This window comes from Pseudomonas sp. PB105, from assembly GCF_009764655.1.
GTDB classification, from domain to species: domain Bacteria; phylum Pseudomonadota; class Gammaproteobacteria; order Pseudomonadales; family Pseudomonadaceae; genus Aquipseudomonas; species Aquipseudomonas cyclaminis.
Genome location: NZ_RWIO01000002.1, coordinates 36188 through 56470, shown reverse-complemented (window position 1 = coordinate 56470; position 20283 = coordinate 36188). Strand labels below are relative to the sequence as shown.

General features: G+C 60.3%; 12 protein-coding genes. 5 read left to right on the top strand and 7 right to left on the bottom strand.

Annotated features, from left to right (window positions below):
• The first annotated feature begins 157 nt into the window (after positions 1-157).
• Positions 158-493: a hypothetical protein gene (locus tag EJD88_RS00220; RefSeq protein WP_099582786.1), complete on the top strand. Its 336-nt coding sequence runs from the start codon at positions 158-160 to the stop codon at positions 491-493.
• A 61-nt stretch (positions 494-554) separates the two neighbouring features.
• On the opposite strand, the gene EJD88_RS00215 is transcribed toward EJD88_RS00220, so the two are convergent.
• Entirely contained in the window at positions 555-791 is a 237-nt protein-coding gene (locus EJD88_RS00215) for a hypothetical protein (RefSeq protein WP_099582787.1), read from the bottom strand.
• 228 nt (positions 792-1019) lie between these two features.
• On the opposite strand from EJD88_RS00215, the gene EJD88_RS00210 reads away from it, so the two are divergent.
• Positions 1020-1577: an NADPH-dependent FMN reductase gene (locus EJD88_RS00210; protein ID WP_158876174.1), complete on the top strand. Its 558-nt coding sequence runs from the start codon at positions 1020-1022 to the stop codon at positions 1575-1577.
• 169 nt (positions 1578-1746) lie between these two features.
• On the opposite strand, the gene poxB is transcribed toward EJD88_RS00210, so the two are convergent.
• Complete coding sequence (gene poxB / locus EJD88_RS00205) at positions 1747-3471, bottom strand: ubiquinone-dependent pyruvate dehydrogenase (RefSeq protein ID WP_099582789.1); 1725 nt, start codon at positions 3469-3471, stop codon at positions 1747-1749.
• 77 nt (positions 3472-3548) lie between these two features.
• Positions 3549-4781 carry an NADH:flavin oxidoreductase/NADH oxidase family protein gene (locus tag EJD88_RS00200; protein WP_158876173.1) on the bottom strand — a complete coding sequence of 411 codons (1233 nt, stop codon included), beginning with the start codon at positions 4779-4781 and terminating at the stop codon, positions 3549-3551.
• Between the two features lie 71 nt (positions 4782-4852).
• Between EJD88_RS00200 and EJD88_RS00195 the strand changes: the two genes are divergently transcribed.
• Positions 4853-5257: a MerR family transcriptional regulator gene (locus tag EJD88_RS00195; RefSeq protein ID WP_158876172.1), complete on the top strand. Its 405-nt coding sequence runs from the start codon at positions 4853-4855 to the stop codon at positions 5255-5257.
• A gap of 40 nt (positions 5258-5297) precedes the next feature.
• On the opposite strand, the gene EJD88_RS00190 is transcribed toward EJD88_RS00195, so the two are convergent.
• Both EJD88_RS00190 and EJD88_RS00185 read right to left on the bottom strand, forming a co-directional pair.
• Positions 5298-5792: a DUF934 domain-containing protein gene (locus EJD88_RS00190; protein ID WP_003235539.1), complete on the bottom strand. Its 495-nt coding sequence runs from the start codon at positions 5790-5792 to the stop codon at positions 5298-5300.
• Positions 5776-7434 (bottom strand): nitrite/sulfite reductase, encoded by a 1659-nt coding sequence (locus EJD88_RS00185; RefSeq protein ID WP_099582792.1) that lies wholly within the window; start codon positions 7432-7434, stop codon positions 5776-5778. The genes EJD88_RS00190 and EJD88_RS00185 overlap by 17 nt, the downstream gene beginning before the upstream one ends.
• A 422-nt stretch (positions 7435-7856) precedes the next feature.
• Here EJD88_RS00185 and EJD88_RS00180 point away from each other — a divergent pair, with 422 nt between their 5' ends.
• The gene (locus EJD88_RS00180; protein WP_158876171.1) at positions 7857-8924 is read left to right on the top strand and encodes an ABC transporter substrate-binding protein; all 1068 of its coding nucleotides are present in this window, start codon (positions 7857-7859) and stop codon (positions 8922-8924) included.
• Here the strand turns inward: EJD88_RS00180 and EJD88_RS00175 are convergent.
• The gene (locus tag EJD88_RS00175) at positions 8921-9136 is read right to left on the bottom strand and encodes a DUF2970 domain-containing protein (protein WP_158876169.1); all 216 of its coding nucleotides are present in this window, start codon (positions 9134-9136) and stop codon (positions 8921-8923) included. The genes EJD88_RS00180 and EJD88_RS00175 overlap by 4 nt on opposite strands.
• A 132-nt stretch (positions 9137-9268) precedes the next feature.
• Here EJD88_RS00175 and EJD88_RS00170 point away from each other — a divergent pair, with 132 nt between their 5' ends.
• The gene (locus EJD88_RS00170) at positions 9269-16423 is read left to right on the top strand and encodes an NEL-type E3 ubiquitin ligase domain-containing protein (RefSeq protein WP_158876167.1); all 7155 of its coding nucleotides are present in this window, start codon (positions 9269-9271) and stop codon (positions 16421-16423) included.
• Between the two features lie 20 nt (positions 16424-16443).
• Here EJD88_RS00170 and metH read toward each other — a convergent pair whose 3' ends face one another.
• Positions 16444-20154, bottom strand: a complete 3711-nt coding sequence (gene metH, locus EJD88_RS00165) for a methionine synthase (protein WP_099582796.1) — start codon at positions 20152-20154, stop codon at positions 16444-16446.
• Positions 20155-20283 lie beyond the last annotated feature (129 nt).

The following is a 20283-nucleotide window of genomic DNA, read 5'->3' as shown; positions in this document are numbered from 1 at the left end:
TGGGGTTTCAATGGTACAAGTGGTCGTGCGTAAAAAAGACGGTGCAGGTCGCCTGTGCCACTGGCGTTCAATCACGACCTCACTAGAATGGCTTGTCTGATCATCAACGACCAAAGCCGGATACCGGCACTTACAACAAAAACAGGTCTGGTCTCAAATGCCTATTCCCTCGACGTTCTTCGGGGTAACGGCCAAGCAACTCCTGGTCCTGGTGACCGTAGGGTGCGCGGCGGCTTATCTCTTCAGCAATCACGACGACACACCGCAGAGCCTCGCGCTCGAAGCGTTTATCCGTGCCCAGGAACAGGTGGGCGAGCAGGTGGGGGCGGTGTTGGGGGTTACTCTGGTCAGGCAGGTGGAGGCATATCCCGCCTACAACACGTCAGGCTACACGCGCACCGTGTACGCCGTTGAAGGGGAGCGGGGGCACTTGCTGGTGACGCTCAAGCAGAGCGAGCAGGGTCTTGAAGTCACGGAGATCCGCAGCCCTTGATCACCCCGGCCCAGTCGATGCCATCAATGGCCAGGACTGAGCAGGTCATCAAGGCGAGATCTTATGACGCGAGGGTGGTTTGCGATTCGCGGACAATAATGATGCCCGACTGGATCAGTTTGAACTCATCGCCTTCCAGTTTTTCTACACGGTCGCCAATGGCCAGCTTGTAGGTCGTGGTGGGCGTCGAGCCAGCCAAGTCGGCTTGCGCCGGGTTGGATTCCTGGAACTCATGCACGGAATACACGCGGCCTTCCGCGTCTCTGGCATGGAACTGTCCGACAAGTACTGCTGCCATCTGTTTAGAACCTCTGGAGATAAACACTCGATTTACGGTTCTGTAGACCGCCATAAAGAGAGGTAGTTTGCCTACACAAAAAAAATACTATTCATTGAGGTTTTCAGACACTTCCTACGCAGCAGCGTGCGACGCAAACGCCTGGAGGAATCTCAAAACCTTCTGGTGAACCCGTCGTGAAGTCTCTATAACTACAAGCTCCATTAGTCAGACATCGGGAAAACCTCCATGAGCAAGGTCTACACGATTGCCGTCCTGGTTGGCAGCTTGAGAAAACAGTCGATCAACCGCAAGGTCGCGTTGGCATTGGCCGAACTGGCTCCGGCCAATCTGAAGTTGAGCATTGTCGAAATCGGCGATCTGCCGCTCTACAACGAAGACATCGACGCTGATTCACCGCCGGCAGCCTACAGTACTTTCCGCAAACAGGTGAGTTCATCCGACGCGGTGCTGTTCGTGACACCGGAATACAACCGCTCGGTGCCGGCCCCATTAAAGAATGCGATTGACGTGGGTTCCCGCCCTTATGGAAAAAGCGCCTGGAGCGGCAAACCGGGAGCGATCATCAGCGTGTCGCCGGGCGCCATTGGCGGCTTTGGCGCCAACCACCATCTGCGCCAGTCCCTGGTGTTCCTGGATGTGTGGTGCATGCAGCAGCCGGAAGCCTACCTGGGTGGGGCGGGCAGTGTGTTTGATGAGTCGGGCAAGGTGTCAGAAAAGACCAAGCCGTTTTTGCAGACCTTCATTGATGCCTACGCACAATGGGTAGAAAAACAGACCGCATAGGTATCTACGCAAGTTCCACAGGATAATGCGAAGCGGCTGCCAAGTATCCCCGTCACCCGTAGCAGCTGCCGAGCGCAAGCGAGGCTGCGTTGGGCGCCCCGCAGATCGCGGGGTGTCAATACGTCCGCCACGCAGCCTCGCCAGGCAAGCCCCTCTTCACCTGTTCAGATCAGCGCAGCCAGTTGGTCCGCGCTAATTCGATCACCTCATCGCCACGCCCACTCATCACCGCCTTGAGCATATACAGGCTGAACCCCTTGGCCTGTTCCAGCTTGATGCTCGGCGGCATCACCAGTTCCTGAGTGGCGGTTACCACATCCACCAGCACCGGGCCATCGTGGGCCAGGGCGCGGCGCAGGGCGGGTTCCAGATCTGCGGATTGCTCCACGCGAATGCCGAGGATTCCCATGGCGTTGGACATCGCCGCGAAATCCGGATTCTTCAGCTCAGTGCCCGTGTCCAGATAACCCGCGGCCTTCATCTCCATGGCGACAAATCCCAGTGACGAGTTATCAAATACGATGACTTTGACCGGCAACTTCAGCTGCGCCAGCGAGATGAAATCCCCCATCAGCATGGCGAAACCGCCGTCGCCGGACATGGAAATCACTTGCCGACCCGCAAATGCGGCCTGCGCGCCAATCGCCTGGGGCATCGCGTTGGCCATGGAGCCATGGTTGAACGAGCCGATCAGGCGGCGCTTGCCGTTCATCTTCAGGTAGCGCGCCGCCCAGACCGTGGGCGAGCCGACATCGGCGGTAAAGATCGCGTCATCGTCGGCCAACTCACTGAGCAGTCGCGCAACGTATTGCGGGTGGATCGGTCGATTGGCCTTGGACGGTTGCGCAAGGTCGTCCAGCCCCTGACGGGCTTTTACGTAATGCTTCAACGAGGTTTCAAGGAAGCTGCGATCCGTCTTGCGGGTCAAGCGCGGCAGCAGGGCATCGATGGTTTCGCTGACATCCGCGGCGATACCCAGGTCCAAGGTGGCGCGACGGCCCAGTGCCTGCGGATTGCGGTCGACCTGGATGATTTTTGCGTCGGTGGGGTAGAACTGGCGATACGGGAAGTCGGTGCCGAGCATGATCAGCGTGTCGCAGTCGAGCATGGCGTGGTAACCGGAGCTGAAACCGATCAGGCCGGTCATGCCCACATCAAAGGGGTTATCCCATTCCACATGTTCCTTGCCGCGCAAGGCGTGCACCACCGGCGCGCCCAACATGTCCGCCAGGGCCACCACCTGCGCATGGGCGCCGGCACAGCCGCTGCCACACAGCAGCGTGACTTTTTCACTGCGCGAGAGGATCTCGCTCAATTGCAGCAGATCGGCCTCTGCCGGCAAGGTGCGTGGCGCGTGCAGGGCCGGCCACGGCTTGAGGGTGTCTTCGACTTCCAGCAGCGACACATCCCCCGGAATCACCACCACCGCCACGCCGCGATTGAGGATCGCCGAGCGCATGGCGCGGTGCAGCACCTGGGGCATCTGCGCGGGGTTGGTGACCAGCTCGATGAAATGGCTGCACTCCTTGAACAGTTCCTGGGGATGGGTCTCCTGGAAGTAGTTCAGGCCGATTTCCGAGGATGGAATCTGTGCGGCAATCGCCAGCACCGGCACATGGTTGCGATGGCAGTCGAACAGACCATTGATCAAGTGCAGATTTCCCGGCCCGCAACTGCCGGCGCACACCGACAACTCGCCGGTGGCGGCGGCCTCTGCACCGGCGGCAAAGGCCGCGACTTCTTCGTGGCGCACGTGCATCCACTCGATACTGTCCATGGTGCGCAGCGCATCGGTGAGACCGTTGAGGCTGTCGCCGGTCAGGCCCCAGATGCGCTTGATGCCCGCCTGTTCAAGGGTGGTCGCCAGTTGCTGGGCCAGGTTGATTTTCGCCATGAAGCACTCCAATCGTCAGTGAGGTTAAAAGCTGCTGATCAATAGGGGACAGTTCGATCACGACGAATGCTCCTTCTTTAATGTGAAGATTGCGTCATGGCAGCGCGGTATTGCCGTGTGCGGCGGGCGATAAACCATTGGTCACACGCCAGTGCCAACCAGGGCATCACCTTGGGGTTGGGCCGCCGACCACGGCTGAGGCGGCGCATCTGGTTGCGCACCACGGCGAGCGTGGCGAGCGAGGCCAGGGGTTTGCGCTTCCAGTCGATCGGCTTGAGTTGCGGGTTGAGGTCGCGACCTTCGCGCCAGTGTTTGATCAGTTGCGGTTCCAGCGTCAGGGCGGTGGCGATACCGGCCATGGCAATGCCGCTGTCCAGCACTTGCTGCACGATAGGCAGGCGGCGAATGCCCCCGGTGACCATCACGGGCATGCTGGCGACGCTGGCCATTTGGGCGGCAAATTCAAGGAAGTACGCTTCACGGGCGAGCGTGCGACCGTCCCGTGCTTCGCCTTGCATGGCGGGCGCTTCATAGCTGCCGCCGGACAGTTCCAGCAGGTCGATGGGTAATGGGTTGAGCATTTCCACCACTGCCCGCGCATCGGTTTCGTCAAAGCCGCCACGCTGGAAATCCGCCGAATTGAGTTTGACCGCCACGCAAAACGACGGGCTGACGCTGGCGCGCACGGCGTGAATCACTTCCAGCAGCAGGCGTGCACGGTTGTCCAGCGAGCCGCCCCAGCGGTCAGTGCGGTGGTTGCTCAAGGGCGAGAGAAACTGACTCAGCAAATAGCCGTGGGCGCCGTGGATCTGCACGCCGGTAAAGCCGGCTTTCTCGGCCAGGCGTGCGCTGGTGGCGAAGCGCTGGATCACGTCCTGGATTTCGTCTTCGCTCATGGCTTTGGGCTTGGCGAACATCTTGGAAAAACTGCCCAGGTCGAGGGCAATGGCGGACGGCGCCAACGCTTGCTGGCCGAGATTGGCCATGGTCTGGCGCCCTGGATGGCTGAGCTGCACCCAGAAGTGCACGCCCTTGTTGCGCGCCACATCGGCCCATTCGCGAAAGCTGTCCAGGTGTTGCTCGTTTTCCAGGGCCACGCCGCCGGGGCCGGTCATGGCGTGGCGGTCGATCATCACATTGCCGGTCAACAGCAGGCCGGGTTCGCCGTCTGCCCAGGCCTTGTACAACTGCTTCAATTCGCGGGACGGCGCCTGGTGGATATCGGCCATGTTTTCTTCCATCGCCGCCTTGGCGATGCGGTTGGCGATGACTTGGCCGTTGGGCAGTTGCAAGGCTTCAAAAGGTGACATGCGTTGACTCCTGAGTAGGGGAGGCCTCAGGCTAAGCTTAAAGTTAACTTTAATGTCAAGCAGGCGTTGTGATGAATATTGGTGAGCTGGCAAAACAGAGCGGCCTGGCGGCTTCGCGCATCCGCTTTTACGAGAGTGAAGGCTTGATCAGTCAGGTGGGACGCCAAGCCAATGGCTATCGGCGCTATTCAGAAGACGCGTTGCAAACCTTGCAGTTGATCCAGAGCGCGCAACAGGCCGGGTTTACCTTGCAGGAACTCAAGGCGTTGATGCCCGCGCCGGGGGAGCACAAGCGCGACGAACTCATCGTGGCCTTGGAGAGCAAGGTGGCGCAGATCGAAGTGATGCAGGCGCAACTGGTCCACAGCAAAGCCCAGTTGCTGGGAGTGATTGAGGCCGTACGTGCGCAGCCGGAAGGCGTCCCATGCTCCATGGGGCAGAAACAGGTGCTGGCGTCGATCAAACTCCAGCCATGAAAAAGCCCTGGCATGCCAGGGCTTTTTCATGTCCGCAAACTTACCGGCGACGAAACAGCGGCAGCGGCTCATCCGTTGCAGCCTGGTACGTCACCGAGAAGTCCTTGAGGCTTTCCAGCGCTTCGTACGGGTCTTTGTCTGCGCGCAGGGCGAAGGCATCGAACCCGCAGCGGCGCAGGTAGAACAACTGGTCGCGCAGCACGTCGCCAATCGCCCGCAGCTCGCCCTTGTAACCGTAGCGGTCACGCAGCAGGCGGGCGTTGGAGTAGTTGCGACCGTCGGTGAAGGCCGGGAAATTCAGCGCGATGACCTGGAAGTGTTCCACGTCGGCGCCGATCTCTTCGGCTTCTTCATCGGCGTCCAGCCACACACCCAGGCCGCCGTCGCGGGCCTTGAGGGCGTGGCCGTGTTCGCGCCACAGCGCCAACGGCACGATCAGGTCGTCGCAGTTGGAGATGCCGTCGAAGCTTGCGTCCTTGGGCAGCAGGTGCCAGGTTTCGTCGAGGACTTCGTTGTTCTTAATGATTCGCTGCATAGACGCGCTCCTTGAACAGGTCAATGCCGATGCGCTGGTAGGTGTCGATGAAACGCTCATCTTCGGTGCGCTGTTCGATGTACACATCGATCAGTTTGCCGATCACCTCGGGCATGGCTTCCTGGGCGAAGGACGGGCCGAGGATCTTGCCCAGGCTCGCATCGCGGCTGGCGCTGCCACCCAGGGACACTTGGTAGAATTCTTCGCCTTTCTTGTCCACGCCCAGGATGCCGATGTGGCCGACGTGGTGGTGACCACAGGCGTTCATGCAACCGGAAATGTTCAGGTCCAGCTCGCCGATGTCGAACAGGTAGTCCAGGTCGTCGAAACGGCGCTGGATCGATTCGGCAATCGGGATCGACTTGGCGTTGGCCAGGGAGCAGAAGTCGCCACCCGGGCAGCAGATGATGTCGGTCAAAAGGCCGATGTTCGGCGTGGCGAAACCGCCTTCGCGCAGCTCGCCCCACAGGGTGAACAGTTGGCTCTGCTCAACGTCCGCAAGGATAATGTTCTGCTCGTGAGATGTACGCAGTTGGCCGAAGCTGTAGCGGTCAGCCAGGTCGGCGACGGCGTCAAGCTGCTTGTCGGTGATGTCGCCCGGTGCAACACCGGTCGGTTTCAGCGACAGGGTCACCGCCACATAGCCCGGCTTTTTGTGCGCCAGGGTGTTGCGGCCACGCCAGCGGGCAAAGCCTGGATGCTGGCGTTCCAGCTCGGCGATTTCGGCGTCCTGGTTGGCCAGGGCCTTGTATTCGGGATCGACGAAATGCTTGGCAACGCGATGCACTTCGGCTTCGGTCAGGGTGGTCTGGCCGCCGCGCAGGTGTTCCATCTCGGCGTCGACTTTCTGGGCGAACACCTCGGGGGTCAGCGCCTTGACCAGGATCTTGATCCGGGCCTTGTACTTGTTGTCACGACGGCCGTAGCGGTTGTAGACCCGCAGGATGGCGTCGAGGTAGCTCAACAGATCCTGCCACGGCAGGAACTCGTTGATGAATGCGCCCACCACCGGCGTACGGCCCAGGCCGCCACCGACCAGCACACGGAAGCCCAACTCGCCAGCGGCGTTGTACACCGGCTCCAGGCCGATGTCGTGGACTTCGATGGCTGCGCGGTCCGAGGTCGAGCCGTTGACGGCGATCTTGAACTTGCGCGGCAGGTAGGCGAATTCCGGGTGGAAGGTGGTCCATTGACGGATGATTTCACACCATGGGCGAGGGTCGATCAGTTCGTCGGCAGCAACGCCGGCGAATTGGTCGGTGGTCACGTTGCGCAGGCAGTTACCGCTGGTCTGAATGGCGTGCATCTGCACGGTGGCCAGTTCAGCCAGGATGTCCGGCACATCTTCCAGGGCCGGCCAGTTGAACTGCACGTTCTGGCGGGTACTGATGTGGGCATAGCCTTTGTCGAAGTCGCGGGCAATCCTGGCCATCATGCGCATCTGGCGCGAAGTCAGTTGGCCGTAGGGCACGGCCACCCGCAGCATCGGCGCAAAGCGCTGAACATAAAGGCCATTTTGCAGGCGCAGAGGGCGGAACTCTTCTTCGCTCAGTTCACCTGCTAAGTAGCGTCGGGTCTGATCACGGAACTGCTTGACGCGGTCCTCGATGATGCGCTGATCGTATTCGTCGTATACGTACATATAGGTCCTGTTCTCGGCAAATCTGCGCGCACGGCCGCGCACTCCCAACGGAGCCGGCGCACGATACCAGTTTGCGTTTATGCGCAAAAGTGATGTTTGGGTATATGGAAATAACCAAAATGACTAATGAGAACGGTTATCGGGATATCCACATTTGTCATGCGGGCAATCGTCGACTTTACTGTGAGCGAGTCTTAGTGCAATCACCTATAAAACCGACAAGAGGCGATGCGATGAGCAATCCGACAAAAGCCCGTAAACCCGACAGTACCGTGGATGCCTGGGCCATTCTGTTCTTGATCATTCTGGTGGTGGGAACCGCCGTTTTCTGGGTCAGCCACCAATAAAGGACGTTGATTGAGCCTCGATTGGTTTAGGCATTGCCACTATCATGGCGGCCTAATTTCGAGGCTCAAGCGTCCATGTTGAAGGTGTTGATTACGTGTGTCTGGTTGCTGGGATCGACGTACGGGGCGATGGCCCATGCCACGTCGGTGGTGTTTCTCAATCCGGGCATGTCGACCGAAACCTTCTGGGTCAGCTACACGCAATTCATGCAGGCCGCCGCCAAGGACCTCGGCCTGGATTTGCGTGTGCGTTATGGCGAGCGCGATGTTGCCAACACGCTGCTTCAGGCGCGTGAGGTGCTGCAAGGCAGCCAGCGTCCGGATTACCTGGTGCTGGTCAATGAGCAGTACGTCGCCCCGCAGATCCTGCGCATGGCCGAGGGCAGTGGCGTCAAGTTGCTGATGGTGAACAGCGCACTGACCGTCGATCAAGAGCAACTGTTGGGCACCCGCAGTGGTATCCGTTTGATCGGCAGCCTGGTCGCTGACGATGAAGAGGCGGGCTACCTGATGCTGCGTGACCTGTTGCGCCAGCACGGGCCGGTTGCGCCGGGCCAATCCCTCGACCTGTTGGCCTTTTCCGGCGCCAAGACCACCCCGGGAGCGCAGTTGCGCGAGCGGGGCCTGCGTCGAGCACTGGCCGAGCATCCCGAGGCGCGCCTGCGCCAGTTGGTCTACGGCGAGTGGAACCGCGAGCGCGCCTTCGAGCAAGCGACGCAACTGTTCAAGCGCTACCCGCAGACGGCGCTGGTGTGGTCGGCCAACGATCAGATGGCCCTGGGCGCCATGCAGGCGTTGCAGGCCAGTGGGCGGTTACCGGGTAAGGACGTGCTGTTCAGCGCGGTCAACAGTTCACCCGAGATCCTGCAGGCGCGCCTGGACGGTCGCTTGTCGAGCCTGGTCGCCGGGCATTTCACCGTAGGCGGGTGGGCCATGGTGCTGATCAATGATGATGCCAAGGGCGTGGATATCAGCGCCCACGGTGGGCGCGACCGCCAGTTGGCGTTGTTCCAATTGATCGACATTCCCCAGGCGCGGCGCTTGTTGGGGCACACGGCACCGGTGAATTTTCGTGCGCTGTCCGCCCAGGGCAAGTCAGCATCCTACCGTTACCCGTTCAGCCTGCAGTTGCTGCTGCGCTAGGCAGCGGCCAGGTGCAGCACGAGCTTGACGATGCCAAACAAGGTCAGCGCAAACACGGCTGTGAACACAATCCCCAGGACCACGAAGTGGCTGGGTTTGCCGTGGGTGAAGTCGCGCGCGCGGTTCTTGCCGCTTTGCACGCCAATGGCCGCAGCCATGACGCTCTGCAGCATCTGCCATAAGGTCGGCGGTTTATTGTCCGGGGTGTCCATGAAGCCTCCGCAGGTCGGGTGGTATCGGCGCGGTGCCACCCACAGGATAGTTCAGGAAACGTCATAGCTAAGTACTTCGGATGCGCCCGCGCGCGGTGATCAACTGGTCTCTTCATTATCAGGAGAGTCAGTATGTCGGTAGTTCCCCAGACAAACGTGCCTGCACGGGCGGCAGGCGCATCCGCGAGCATTCATGCCAAGTCATTGATAGCGGCTGTCCCACCGTGGCTGATCGATGCCACACCTCAGCGTCGTGAGGCACTCAGTAAAGCCGATACAACGCTGGCGCAGGCGTATTGGCGCGCAGCCCCACAGCGGCGTCAGCGAGTGCACGATTGCGTACTTGAGAGCTTCACCGAACAAACGGTGCTGGATAAGACGATGTCAGCCTTGCAGGACATCGAGACGTTCGGCCGACCGTTACTGGTAAAGGCACTCAAGGATCAGTACGGCGTTGAGCTTGCCGGCGGGCTGTCCACCTGGATAAGTCTCAGAAAGTCGCTGCAAGTGAGCTATCTGAATATAGAAGCGCGCACCTATGATTATTTGAAGCTTGAGCTGTTTCAGGCCGCGCTCCACAACTTCGAGGCGAGCGAGTGTGAAGAGGGTTTTTTTCATTCGTCCTCCGGCTTCAGATGGCAAACAGGATCGCTTTCTGAGCCGTTGTTACCGGTGCGCCTGGGGGGGCTGAAAGTCCATCAATTTCTGACACTGTGCCGGCAGTTGAATATTGGCGGGCAGTATCAGGCCTATCTCAAGCGGTTTTTTCACCCCACCGAGGCTTCTGTCGAGGCCACCCTGAGGTTGCAATTCGCCCTCAGCCAAAAGGCCGCAATGCGGGCCGCCGCCGAATTGGCTTTGTTGCAGCAGGATATCGACGACGATGTCTACGCCATGCTGCTTCGCGTCATTGAAGGCGAGCGCTCACCCCGTATCGGGGCGCAAACCGTGCTGGTTCGCGACGTTGGCCTGATGAATCTGCGAATTACCGGCTGCGTGATGTTTCAGGTCATGGCGGGTGAGAAGGTTGATTACCCCATTCTTTACGTACCCCATGACCCGTATCACCCGCTGAAGCGCTATCGCGATTACGACCACATGCTTGCGACGTTGAATGACCGGTTTATCACGCCAGGCGCCCCCACGCAGCGGGTGACAGGCCCCACGGCTTACCAGCGTTTTTTCAGTCAGTTCGTAAGCCATGCCGATTGGCCGCGTTACTTCAGTGAGTTCACGCAGGATGCCGCAGACGCGACTTTTCGCGAGAAAATCGGTTCCACGTTTCCCGGCATAGGCGATATGTATGAGTTGGTCAGTCGCATGACGCCTTTTCGACTCAAAAATTTCCCACCCTTGCCTCGATCTCCCCAGGTGCCAAACCCGACGCCCTATCTGGCGCCCGCAGCCCTGGTGTTCAAGGACAGTCCGGCGGGCGCTGACGCCATTGATCTTTGGACGTATCTCTACAATCAAAACCGAGACAAGGTTGTGTCGGACGCCGCCAGTTATGCCGTCCCCACCGCGGACGTCGATGCCAGAGTGCGTCAGCGAAAACTGGCGATGTTTCTCAATGTGGGGGTGTTCATACTGGGTTTCGTTGCCGGCTTCGTGCCTGTGTTGGGTGCAATCATGCTGGGGGTCATGGTCGCACAGCTGTTGTACGAGACATTTGAGGCGGTGTCAGAGTGGAGTGAAGGCGATCGCAAAGCGGCCAAGGTGCACCTGATCGACCTGGCAGAAAACCTCGCCTTGATCGGGGTGACGGCCGGCGTGGGTAAAGCCCTGAGCAGGCCAAGGGTCGAACCGGTCATTGAAGGCACGGTAAGGGTCAGCCTGCCTGACGGTAAGGCGCGTCTGTGGAAGCCTGACCTGGCACCCTACAGGAGCGACGTGGTGTTTGATTCAGCAGTCCGGCCTGATGCGACGGGTCAGTACATGCGTGGAGGCAAGACTTACATCCGTATCGATGGATCATTCTACGAAACGAGCTTTGACGCCGATCTGCGCAAATGGCGAATCAGACATCCGCACGTCGACACCGCTTACCAGCCGATCCTTGAGCATAACGGCGAAGGTGCCTGGCGACATATTCATGAGTATCCGCTGTCGTGGGAGCGCCTGAAGCTGCTGCGTCGCCTGGGGCATTGCGCGGAGGGTTTTTCTGATGAAACCCTGAGCGCCGTGGGTGAAATAAGCGGTGTCAGCGACGACCAGTTGCGAAAAGTGCACATGGACGGCTTGCCTGTGCCGGCGGTGCTGGCCGATACCCTGGAGGATTTCAAGGTCGACCAGCAGGTTGATGAGCTGATTGGCCAGATTCGTCGGGGAACACCGAGGGACGCTGGCTATGAGTACGCGTTGGGTCTCGTGGTCGAAATGCCAGGCTGGCCGCAGGCAAAGGTATTGGAGGTGTTTGCAGGTTCTGAACCCGTGGGGCACCCGCGTGTCGATGTCGGCAAGACGCCCATCGAGCAACTGGTGGGTAGCACTGGCCCGCTAGGCGAGGACGCGGCTAACTGCGCGTTGGGCCAATTGGGCAGCCGTTTCGAACCGGTTACCCCGCTGATCGATGAGTGGTCTGGTGCCCCTTTGAAAGAGCCACTTCAGGTCCAGGAAACGAGGATTTTCAGCGGGCGCTCCGTGCGCCATGGTCGGCCTCTTTCACCGGGCGCTAACCAGGCCACTCTCAAAATCAGTATTGACGATGTATTCCAAGGCAAGCTCGCATCGACTGTCTTGGCTGGCCTGAGCGAAGACGAAGCTGCCCAGCTGTTAGGCAGCGAGTCAACCTGGGGTGGGGCCACCAGAACGCAGGTCTTCAATGAGAGGCTTGCAGACGTGGCGCTGCAAAGACAGCAGGCCTTGTTCAGCGCTCTGTTGCGTGCAAGAAACCCGCACCACGCCGCCACCGGTTCGCTGCACCGGCGGTTCCCCACGTTGTCAAGACGAGCGCACGCGCAACTGCTCGACCTGGATACCGGCACCGCCGCAGAGCGCCTTGATCTCGCCGCGCGTATCGCTGTGCAACAGGGGCGCCTTGGACGGGCACTCAGCGGGCTGCATCGGGACAGGCTAGCCGGCGTCGACAGCGACTGGCTGGCCCTGCATACCCTTGCGCGCCTGCCAGGGTGGCCTGAGGGGCTGCGCCTGGAAATACGCGAAGGCCATATCAACGGACCATTGAAGGCCGGCATAGGCGAAGAAAGCGCGGCAATGCGCAGATACCTGATCAAGCTCGACGAGCGTTTTCAAGCCGTTGACGCGGCCGGCAATGCGCTGAATGAATTGCCCCCCCATGGTCGTAACTTCTATGCGTCAATCATGCATGCCTTGCCGGACGAAACCCGTCAAGCGCTGGCGCTGCCGTCGACCAGCCAGGGTGCCGATTTACAACAGGCGTTGGCCGCGTATGCCAGATCGCACCGAGACGTTGTGGCCAATCAAGTATTCAAGCTGCGCATCCCGAGGTCAAAGCCCTCATGGCGTCTGCCGAGCGGGCGTTTGGGCTATGAGTTGTCGGGCAGGAGCAAGGCTTTTTTCCTGAGTGAACAGTTGATTCGTCAGTTACGCAGTGTCTATCCGAATATCCCTGAAGAGGAGGCTGAGGCATTTTTGTGGTCTCGAAGGCGCGACGGTGAAAGCGATGCGCAGGTTTCGCAGATGCTTTCCTCGCGTCAACGCGAACTGGCGGCATTACAGCTCAGGCTCGCGCAATGGGCCGGGCAGGATGGTTATCGCTCACGTGTTGCCGACGATGTGATCGGCTGTTGGCGCCAGGGCCTGGACCGGGATCGCACGCCCAGTGCGGTTCTGAACATTCGCGGGGCGCAGCCGCTGCCGACGCTGGAGGCAGACTTTTCCCATGTGCGTACAGTGTCGTTATCAGGCGCCAGATTGCTTGCCGAGGGGAGCGAGGCTTTGCACCGGTTGTTACCCCGTTTACAGCGTCTTGAACTCTACGTTAACCCCATGGACCTGGACGCGGTGGCCGCTCGGTTGCCAAGCCTGCCCGGTATTACCGAACTGTTGATTCAAGGGCCTTCACTCACGTATTCCAGTGAGGCGTTGCAGGCTATCAACCGAATGGCGGGGCTGGAGCAGCTGGTTCTCGGGGGGGCTCTTCAAACGCTGGACGTCAGCCAGTTGACATCATTGCGTCGCTTGACCGTGTCGGGGGCCCTGGGGGCTTGGCCGCGTGGCGTCACTGCGCTTGAGCACCTTGAATCCCTCGATCTCTCGGGTACCCGATTGCATTCGGTGCCGCCTGAGATGTTCAGCGGGCATGAGCGCGTGTGGCGCGGTTTGCAGATGAATTGGGCAGGGTTTGAATCCCAGGACTTCAAGGCGGTGTTTGATCACTTGCAGGGCAACCCCGCCCATCTGATGGATGAGGCCCGGCTGGTGCGGGACTATTGCGAGGGGGTGCTGAGAGGCCTCTGGAACGGTGATCCGGTTTTTGTTTCGAGTGCCATGGCCGAATTCAGCGAGCAGGGGTTGTCGCCGCTGATGCGTGTGGCGCGTGTGAACACGGTCCGTGAAGAATATCAGCGACTGGCCGCAGAGCTTGAACAATGGCGGCAGCAAGATGCGTCCCGGGAAATGGCCGCCGAAAAGCTGCTGGAGTGTTGGCGTGCGGGTTTAGCGCAGCGTTTTATCACCCCTGGTCAGCCCGGCCATTTCGAGGGCGATGCGCCGGCAGGCTCGCGGCTCGATCTGTCAGGAAGTCGGCTGGGTGCTTTGCCGCCGTTGCCGACGGCCGGTTTTGCCCATGTTCGCGACCTGAACTTGAGCGGTGCAGGTGCCCCCATCGAAGCCATCAACCCGTGGCTCGACCATTTTACCGGGCTCCAGGCCGTCAGCCTTGCAGGGAATAACCTGACGGAACTGCCGTCGACACTCGCTCGATTTGAAACCCTCAGGCAGTTGGACCTTTCGCGCAACAGGTTGGTCATTACTGCGTCCACACAAGCCCGGTTGAACACGTTCGCGCAGCTTTCATCCTTGCAATTGCAGTACAACCCAATCGGCAGTCTGGATGCGCGCAGGCTCGAACAGCTGCGTAGCCTGGACCTGAGTCACAGTGCAATTAACGCCTGGCCGCAAGGCTGGCAACACCTGGAACGTCTGGACCTGAGCCACAGTGCGGTGACCGCTATCCCCGAGGCGGCCTTGCAGGGGCATGATCCCTTGCTGCTCGGCACCAGCCTGCGGGGCTGCCGCCTTACCACTCAAGCACGTGCGCAAGCGCGGTTGTTTGCGCGACGCTACACCCAGGATCACCCAATGGACACGTTGGAAAACCCATTGGGCATACCCCACGACCTGCTGTTTCAGGGATTGACCGGAGGCGACCCTGAGTATTTTCCGGATGACCTTCACCAGCGTCCCGAGTGGCTCACTGCGCTGCCCGGTATCTCAGACCCCGCGCGTGTCAGGCCAACCCCAGCCGAGCGACTGCAACGTCTGAACCCTTCGCTGGACGACGCCCAGGCGCAGGCATGGATGGATGAGTCGGGTGTCAGCGGTCACGACGCGTTTAAAGTCGAGGCCAAATTGGTCGAGTGGGAGAGGCAATACGACGAGTGGGTATTGCTGTTGAATCAGTGGATCGGTGCTGAGGATTATCAGAGTGAAAGCGGGATCAGTGCGCTGGACCGGCGCAGGGCGGCGGATCGATTGCTGCAGGGTTGGCGTTTCACATTGCGGGCAGAACCCTCGGCGTTTGTGCCAGAGAGCGCTCAACAACTGAACTTGTCGGGCCTGACGTTGGGGGATCTACCTGCCGTGCCGGCATATTTCGCGCATGTAAACGAGCTTGACCTGAGCGGCGTCGCCCTGACGGCAGAGGGCTCCAGCGGGTTTCTGCGCAGTTTCGCCCATGTAAAAAACTTGACGCTCAGTCATAACGCGCTGCCCGTCTTGCCGAACGTGCTCAACGAGTTTCATTCGTTAAGCCGGCTGGACTTCAGCGGTAACCGACTGCGTAACTCGATCGTATTACAGCCGCTCCTGGGCAATATGCCTGAACTGGCATGGTTGGACCTGAGCGGCAATATCCTTAGACGGGTGGATGCCACGGGCTTGAACAGGCTTGAAACACTGAACCTGCAGCACAACCTCCTGGAGGATTGGCCGAGCGCTGTGCTTGAGCTGCCACGGCTGCGTCAGATGGACCTGGGCAACAACTGGATCGAGACTATCCCTGCCGCCGCCCTGGAGCCGCGGCATCAACAATTGATGGCCGGCACCACGCTCTCGGGAAATGAGCTTGGGCTGCATGAGCTTGAAGATTTACGCACCTATCTGCTCCAGACCGGCAATGGCCTGGGGTATTCCGCCCAGGAGCTGGAAGGCCTTATCAACCCCTCTCGCTCGACCAGTGAAGCCGAGTTTTCCGGGGCGGAGCACGTCTTTCAAAATCACCCGGACATTGAGCCTGTGCACGTCCAGAAAAACCGTTGGTTTGCAACGCTGGAGGCTGACTCCCCCAGGCATGCCGCGTGGGATGTACTCGTGGCTGAAGAGGGCAGCGCGGACTTTTTCTTTGTGCTTTCCCGGTTGGCGGACACCGTAGACTTTCTTCAGTTTCCTGCCGAGTTGAGGCGGCGAGTATGGGCGGTGCTGGACGCGATGGGCGATAGTCTGCAACTGAGGCGGTACATATTCGCCAGGGCGACGGCCCTTGTACCGGGTGCTACGTGCGGTGACGGTCGAATCCTGATTTTCAACGAGCTTGAAACGAGCGTCCTGGAGTTCGATGCGCTTAGAGAGTCTGAGCTGGCGCAAGACGGCGCTGCGCTGTTGGCACTGGCCAGGAGCATGATCCGTCTGGAGGCGGTGGAGGACATTGCCCGGGCCGCTATCGAGCGCAGCCCGCATATCGATCCCGCCGAAGTACGGCTGGCTTACCGTATCGGCCTTGCCGAGCGTCTACAGTTGCCCAGGCAGCCCTCGGGCATGTTGTATGCCGACCTGGCACAGGTCAGCCAGGCCGATATCGACGATGCCTACGTTGATGTCCTGGCGCGTGAACGCGAACCAGGTTTCGATGAAAAACTGATCACCCGTGAATATTGGCTTAATTACTTGAAAAACAAATACGCCGACGAGTTCTCGGCGCTGGCCCACGCGCTCGATAAGCAGATTGATGCACTTGAGGAGCGTTTTCCGGAGGTAGGCCCAGCGTATTTGAAGGAGTACGCAGAACTGGGTGCCAGGCGCAGCGAGCAACAAACCGCGCTGGCTATCCGGCTGACGCGGCAGGAGCGAGAGCGACTCCAGCGTTAGTGGTCGGGCCGATGCAGGCCTTAGTTGTCGTAACCCAGGTTCGGCGCCAGCCAGCGTTCGGTCACGGCCAGGTCCTGGCCCTTGCGTGCGGTGTAGCTGGTCACCTGGTCCTTGTCGACCTTGCCCACGGCAAAGTACTGCGCCTGCGGGTGGGCGAAGTACCAGCCGCTGACCGCCGCCGCCGGGAACATCGCGTAGTGCTCGGTGAGGAACACGCCGCTGCGCCCGGCCTGCATCTCGCGGGCTTCAGGGTCCAGCAGTTGGAACAACTGGGCTTTCTCGGTGTGATCCGGGCACGCCGGGTAGCCTGGGGCAGGGCGAATACCGCTGTACTGCTCCTTGATCAGCGCTTCGTTATCCAGCTGTTCGTCCTTGGCGTAACCCCAGTGTTCTTTACGTACCTGCTGGTGCAGCCACTCGGCACAGGCCTCGGCCAGGCGGTCGGCCAGGGCCTTGACCATGATCGAGTTGTAGTCGTCGCCCGCGTCCTGATAGGCCTTGGCCACCTCTTCGGCGCCGATGCCGGCGGTGGTGATAAAGCCGCCGATGTAGTCGGTCACGCCGCTGTCCTTGGGCGCGACGAAGTCGGCCAGGGAGAAGTTCGGCTTGCCGTCGGTCTTGATGATCTGCTGGCGCAGGTGGTGCAGTTTGGCAATCGGCTGGCCATCTTCGCCGTAGACTTCGAGGTCATCGTCCTGCACCTGGTTGGTCGGCCAGAAACCGAATACTGCACGGGCGCTGATGAGTTTTTCGTCGATCAGCTTCTTGAGCATTTCCTGGGCATCGGCGTACAGCGCGGTGGCGGCTTCACCCACCACTTCATCGGTAAGGATGCGTGGGAACTTGCCGGCCAGGTCCCAGGAGATAAAGAACGGGGTCCAATCGATGTACTCGGCCAACACGTTGAGGTCGATATTGTCCAGCACCCTGGAGCCGGTGAAGGTCGGCTTGACCGGCGTGTAGCTGCTCCAGTCGAACTGCGGCTTCTTGGCGATTGCCACCGGGTAGCTCAGGCGCTCGGTGCGCGCACTGCGGTTGGAGGTGCGCTCACGTACATCGATGTATTCCAGGCGAGTCTTCTCGACGAAGCCGGCCTTCAATTCCTTGGACAGCAACTGCGTAGCCACGCCCACCGCGCGGGAGGCGTCGGTGACGTAGATCACCGCGTCGTTGCTGTACTTGGGCTCGATCTTCACCGCTGTGTGCGCCTTGGACGTCGTCGCACCGCCGATCATCAGCGGCAGGTGGAAGTCCTGGCGCTGCATCTCGCGCGCCACGTGCACCATCTCGTCCAGGGACGGGGTGATCAGGCCGGACAGCCCGATGATGTCGCACTTCTGTTCCTTGGCCACCTGCAGGATTTTCTCGGCCGGCACCATCACGCCGAGGTCGACGATGTCATAGCCGTTGCAACCGAGCACCACGCCGACGATGTTCTTGCCGATGTCATGCACGTCGCCCTTGACCGTGGCCATCAGGATCTTGCCCTTGGCTTCGGGCTTGTCGCCTTTTTCCAGCTCGATGAACGGAATCAAGTGGGCCACGGCCTGCTTCATCACGCGGGCGGATTTGACCACCTGGGGCAGGAACATTTTGCCCGCGCCGAACAGGTCGCCGACGATGTTCATGCCGGACATCAGCGGGCCTTCGATCACTTCGATCGGGCGTGCGAACGACTGTCGGGATTCCTCGGTGTCTTCAACAATGTGCGTGGTGATGCCCTTGACCAGCGCATGTTCCAGGCGCTTGTTCACCGGCCAGCCGCGCCATTCCTCGGTCTCGGCTTCTTTGACGCTGCCGTCGCCCTTGTACTTGTCGGCGATGGCGAGGAGGGCGTCGGTGCCTTCCGGGGTGCGGTTGAGCACCACGTCTTCCACGGCGTCACGCAGCTCGGCCGGGATCTGGTCGTAGATCTCCAGCTGGCCGGCGTTGACGATGCCCATGGTCAGGCCGTTGCGAATTGCATACAGCAGGAACACCGAGTGGATCGCCTCGCGCACCGGGTTGTTGCCACGGAACGAGAACGACACGTTGGACACGCCGCCGGAGGTCAGCGCGTACGGCAGCTCGTCGCGGATGTAGGCGCAGGCGTTGATAAAGTCGACGGCGTAGTTGTTGTGCTCTTCGATACCGGTGGCGACCGCGAAGATGTTCGGGTCGAAGATGATGTCTTCCGGCGGGAAGCCGACTTCATTGACCAGGATGTCGTAGGAGCGCTTGCAGATTTCTTTCTTGCGCGCCTCGGTGTCGGCCTGGCCGGCTTCGTCGAACGCCATTACCACCACGGCGGCACCGTAGCGCTTGCACAGCTTGGCGTGATGAATGAACTGCTCGACGCCTTCCTTCATGCTGATGGAGTTGACGATGCCCTTGCCCTGGATGCACTTGAGGCCGGCTTCGATCACTTCCCACTTGGAGGAGTCGATCATGATCGGTACGCGGGAGATGTCCGGCTCGCCGGCAATCAGATTGAGGAAGGTCACCATGGCCTTCTTCGAATCGAGCATGCCCTCGTCCATGTTGATGTCGATCACCTGGGCACCGGCTTCCACCTGTTGCAGGGCGACTTCCAGGGCTTCGGTGTAGTTGTCTTCGCGGATCAGACGGGCAAAACGCGCGGAACCGGTGATGTTGGTACGCTCGCCGACGTTGACGAACAGCGAGCTGCGATCAATCGTGAACGGCTCCAGACCCGACAGGCGACAGGCCTTGGGAATGTCCGGGATCGGGCGCGGCGCGTAACCGGCCACGGCCTTGGCGATGGCTTCGATATGGCCCGGTGTGGTGCCGCAGCAACCGCCGACGATGTTGAGAAAGCCGCTCTGAGCGAACTCTTCGATGACCTTGGCGGTTTCCGATGGCAGCTCGTCGTATTCGCCGAATTCGTTGGGCAGGCCGGCGTTGGGGTGCGCCGACACATGGGTGTTGGCCTTGTTCGACAACTCTTCCAGGTACGGGCGCAGCTCGCTGGCGCCGAGGGCGCAATTGAGGCCCACGGAAATCGGCTTGGCATGGGCGACCGAGTTCCAGAATGCTTCGGTGGTCTGGCCCGAGAGGGTACGGCCAGAAGCGTCGGTGATGGTGCCGGAGATCATGATCGGCAATTCGATATCCAGCGCTTCAAACACGCCCTGCACGGCGAAGATCGCGGCCTTGGCGTTGAGGGTGTCGAAGATGGTCTCGATCAGGATCAGGTCGGCGCCGCCTTCGATCAGGCCTTTGGTAGCCTCGGTGTAGTTTTCCACCAGTTCATCGAAGGTGACGTTGCGGTAGCCGGGGTTGTTCACATCGGGCGACAGCGAGCAGGTGCGGCTGGTCGGGCCCAGGACGCCGGCAACGAAGCGTGGCTTGTCCGGGTTCTCGGCGGTCTTGGCATCGGCGATCCTGCGCGCCAGGCGTGCGCCTTCGACGTTCAGCTCGTAGGCCAGCTCTTCCATGCCGTAGTCGGCCATGGAAATGCGCGTGGCGTTGAAGGTGTTGGTTTCGAGGATATCGGCGCCGGCATCCAGGTAGGCCTTCTCGATCCCGCCGATCACGTCAGGGCGGGTAATCACCAACAGGTCATTGTTACCCTTGACGTCGCTTGGCCAGTCAGCGAAGCGTTTGCCACGGTAATCGTGCTCTTCCAGCTTATAGCTCTGGATCATCGTGCCCATGCCGCCGTCGAGGATCAGGATACGTTCCTTGAGGGCGTGGTGAAGGGCGTGCAGACGAGCGCTACGATCGGACATGGGACTACTCTGGTCAGGCATTACGGAGGGCGTGGATCATAGCAAACCTGTGCGGATTTGCGGCATGTCAGGCTTTTGCATGAATATCGCTCATGTTGTGAGGGGCGATGGCCCGGTAGAATCATCGCA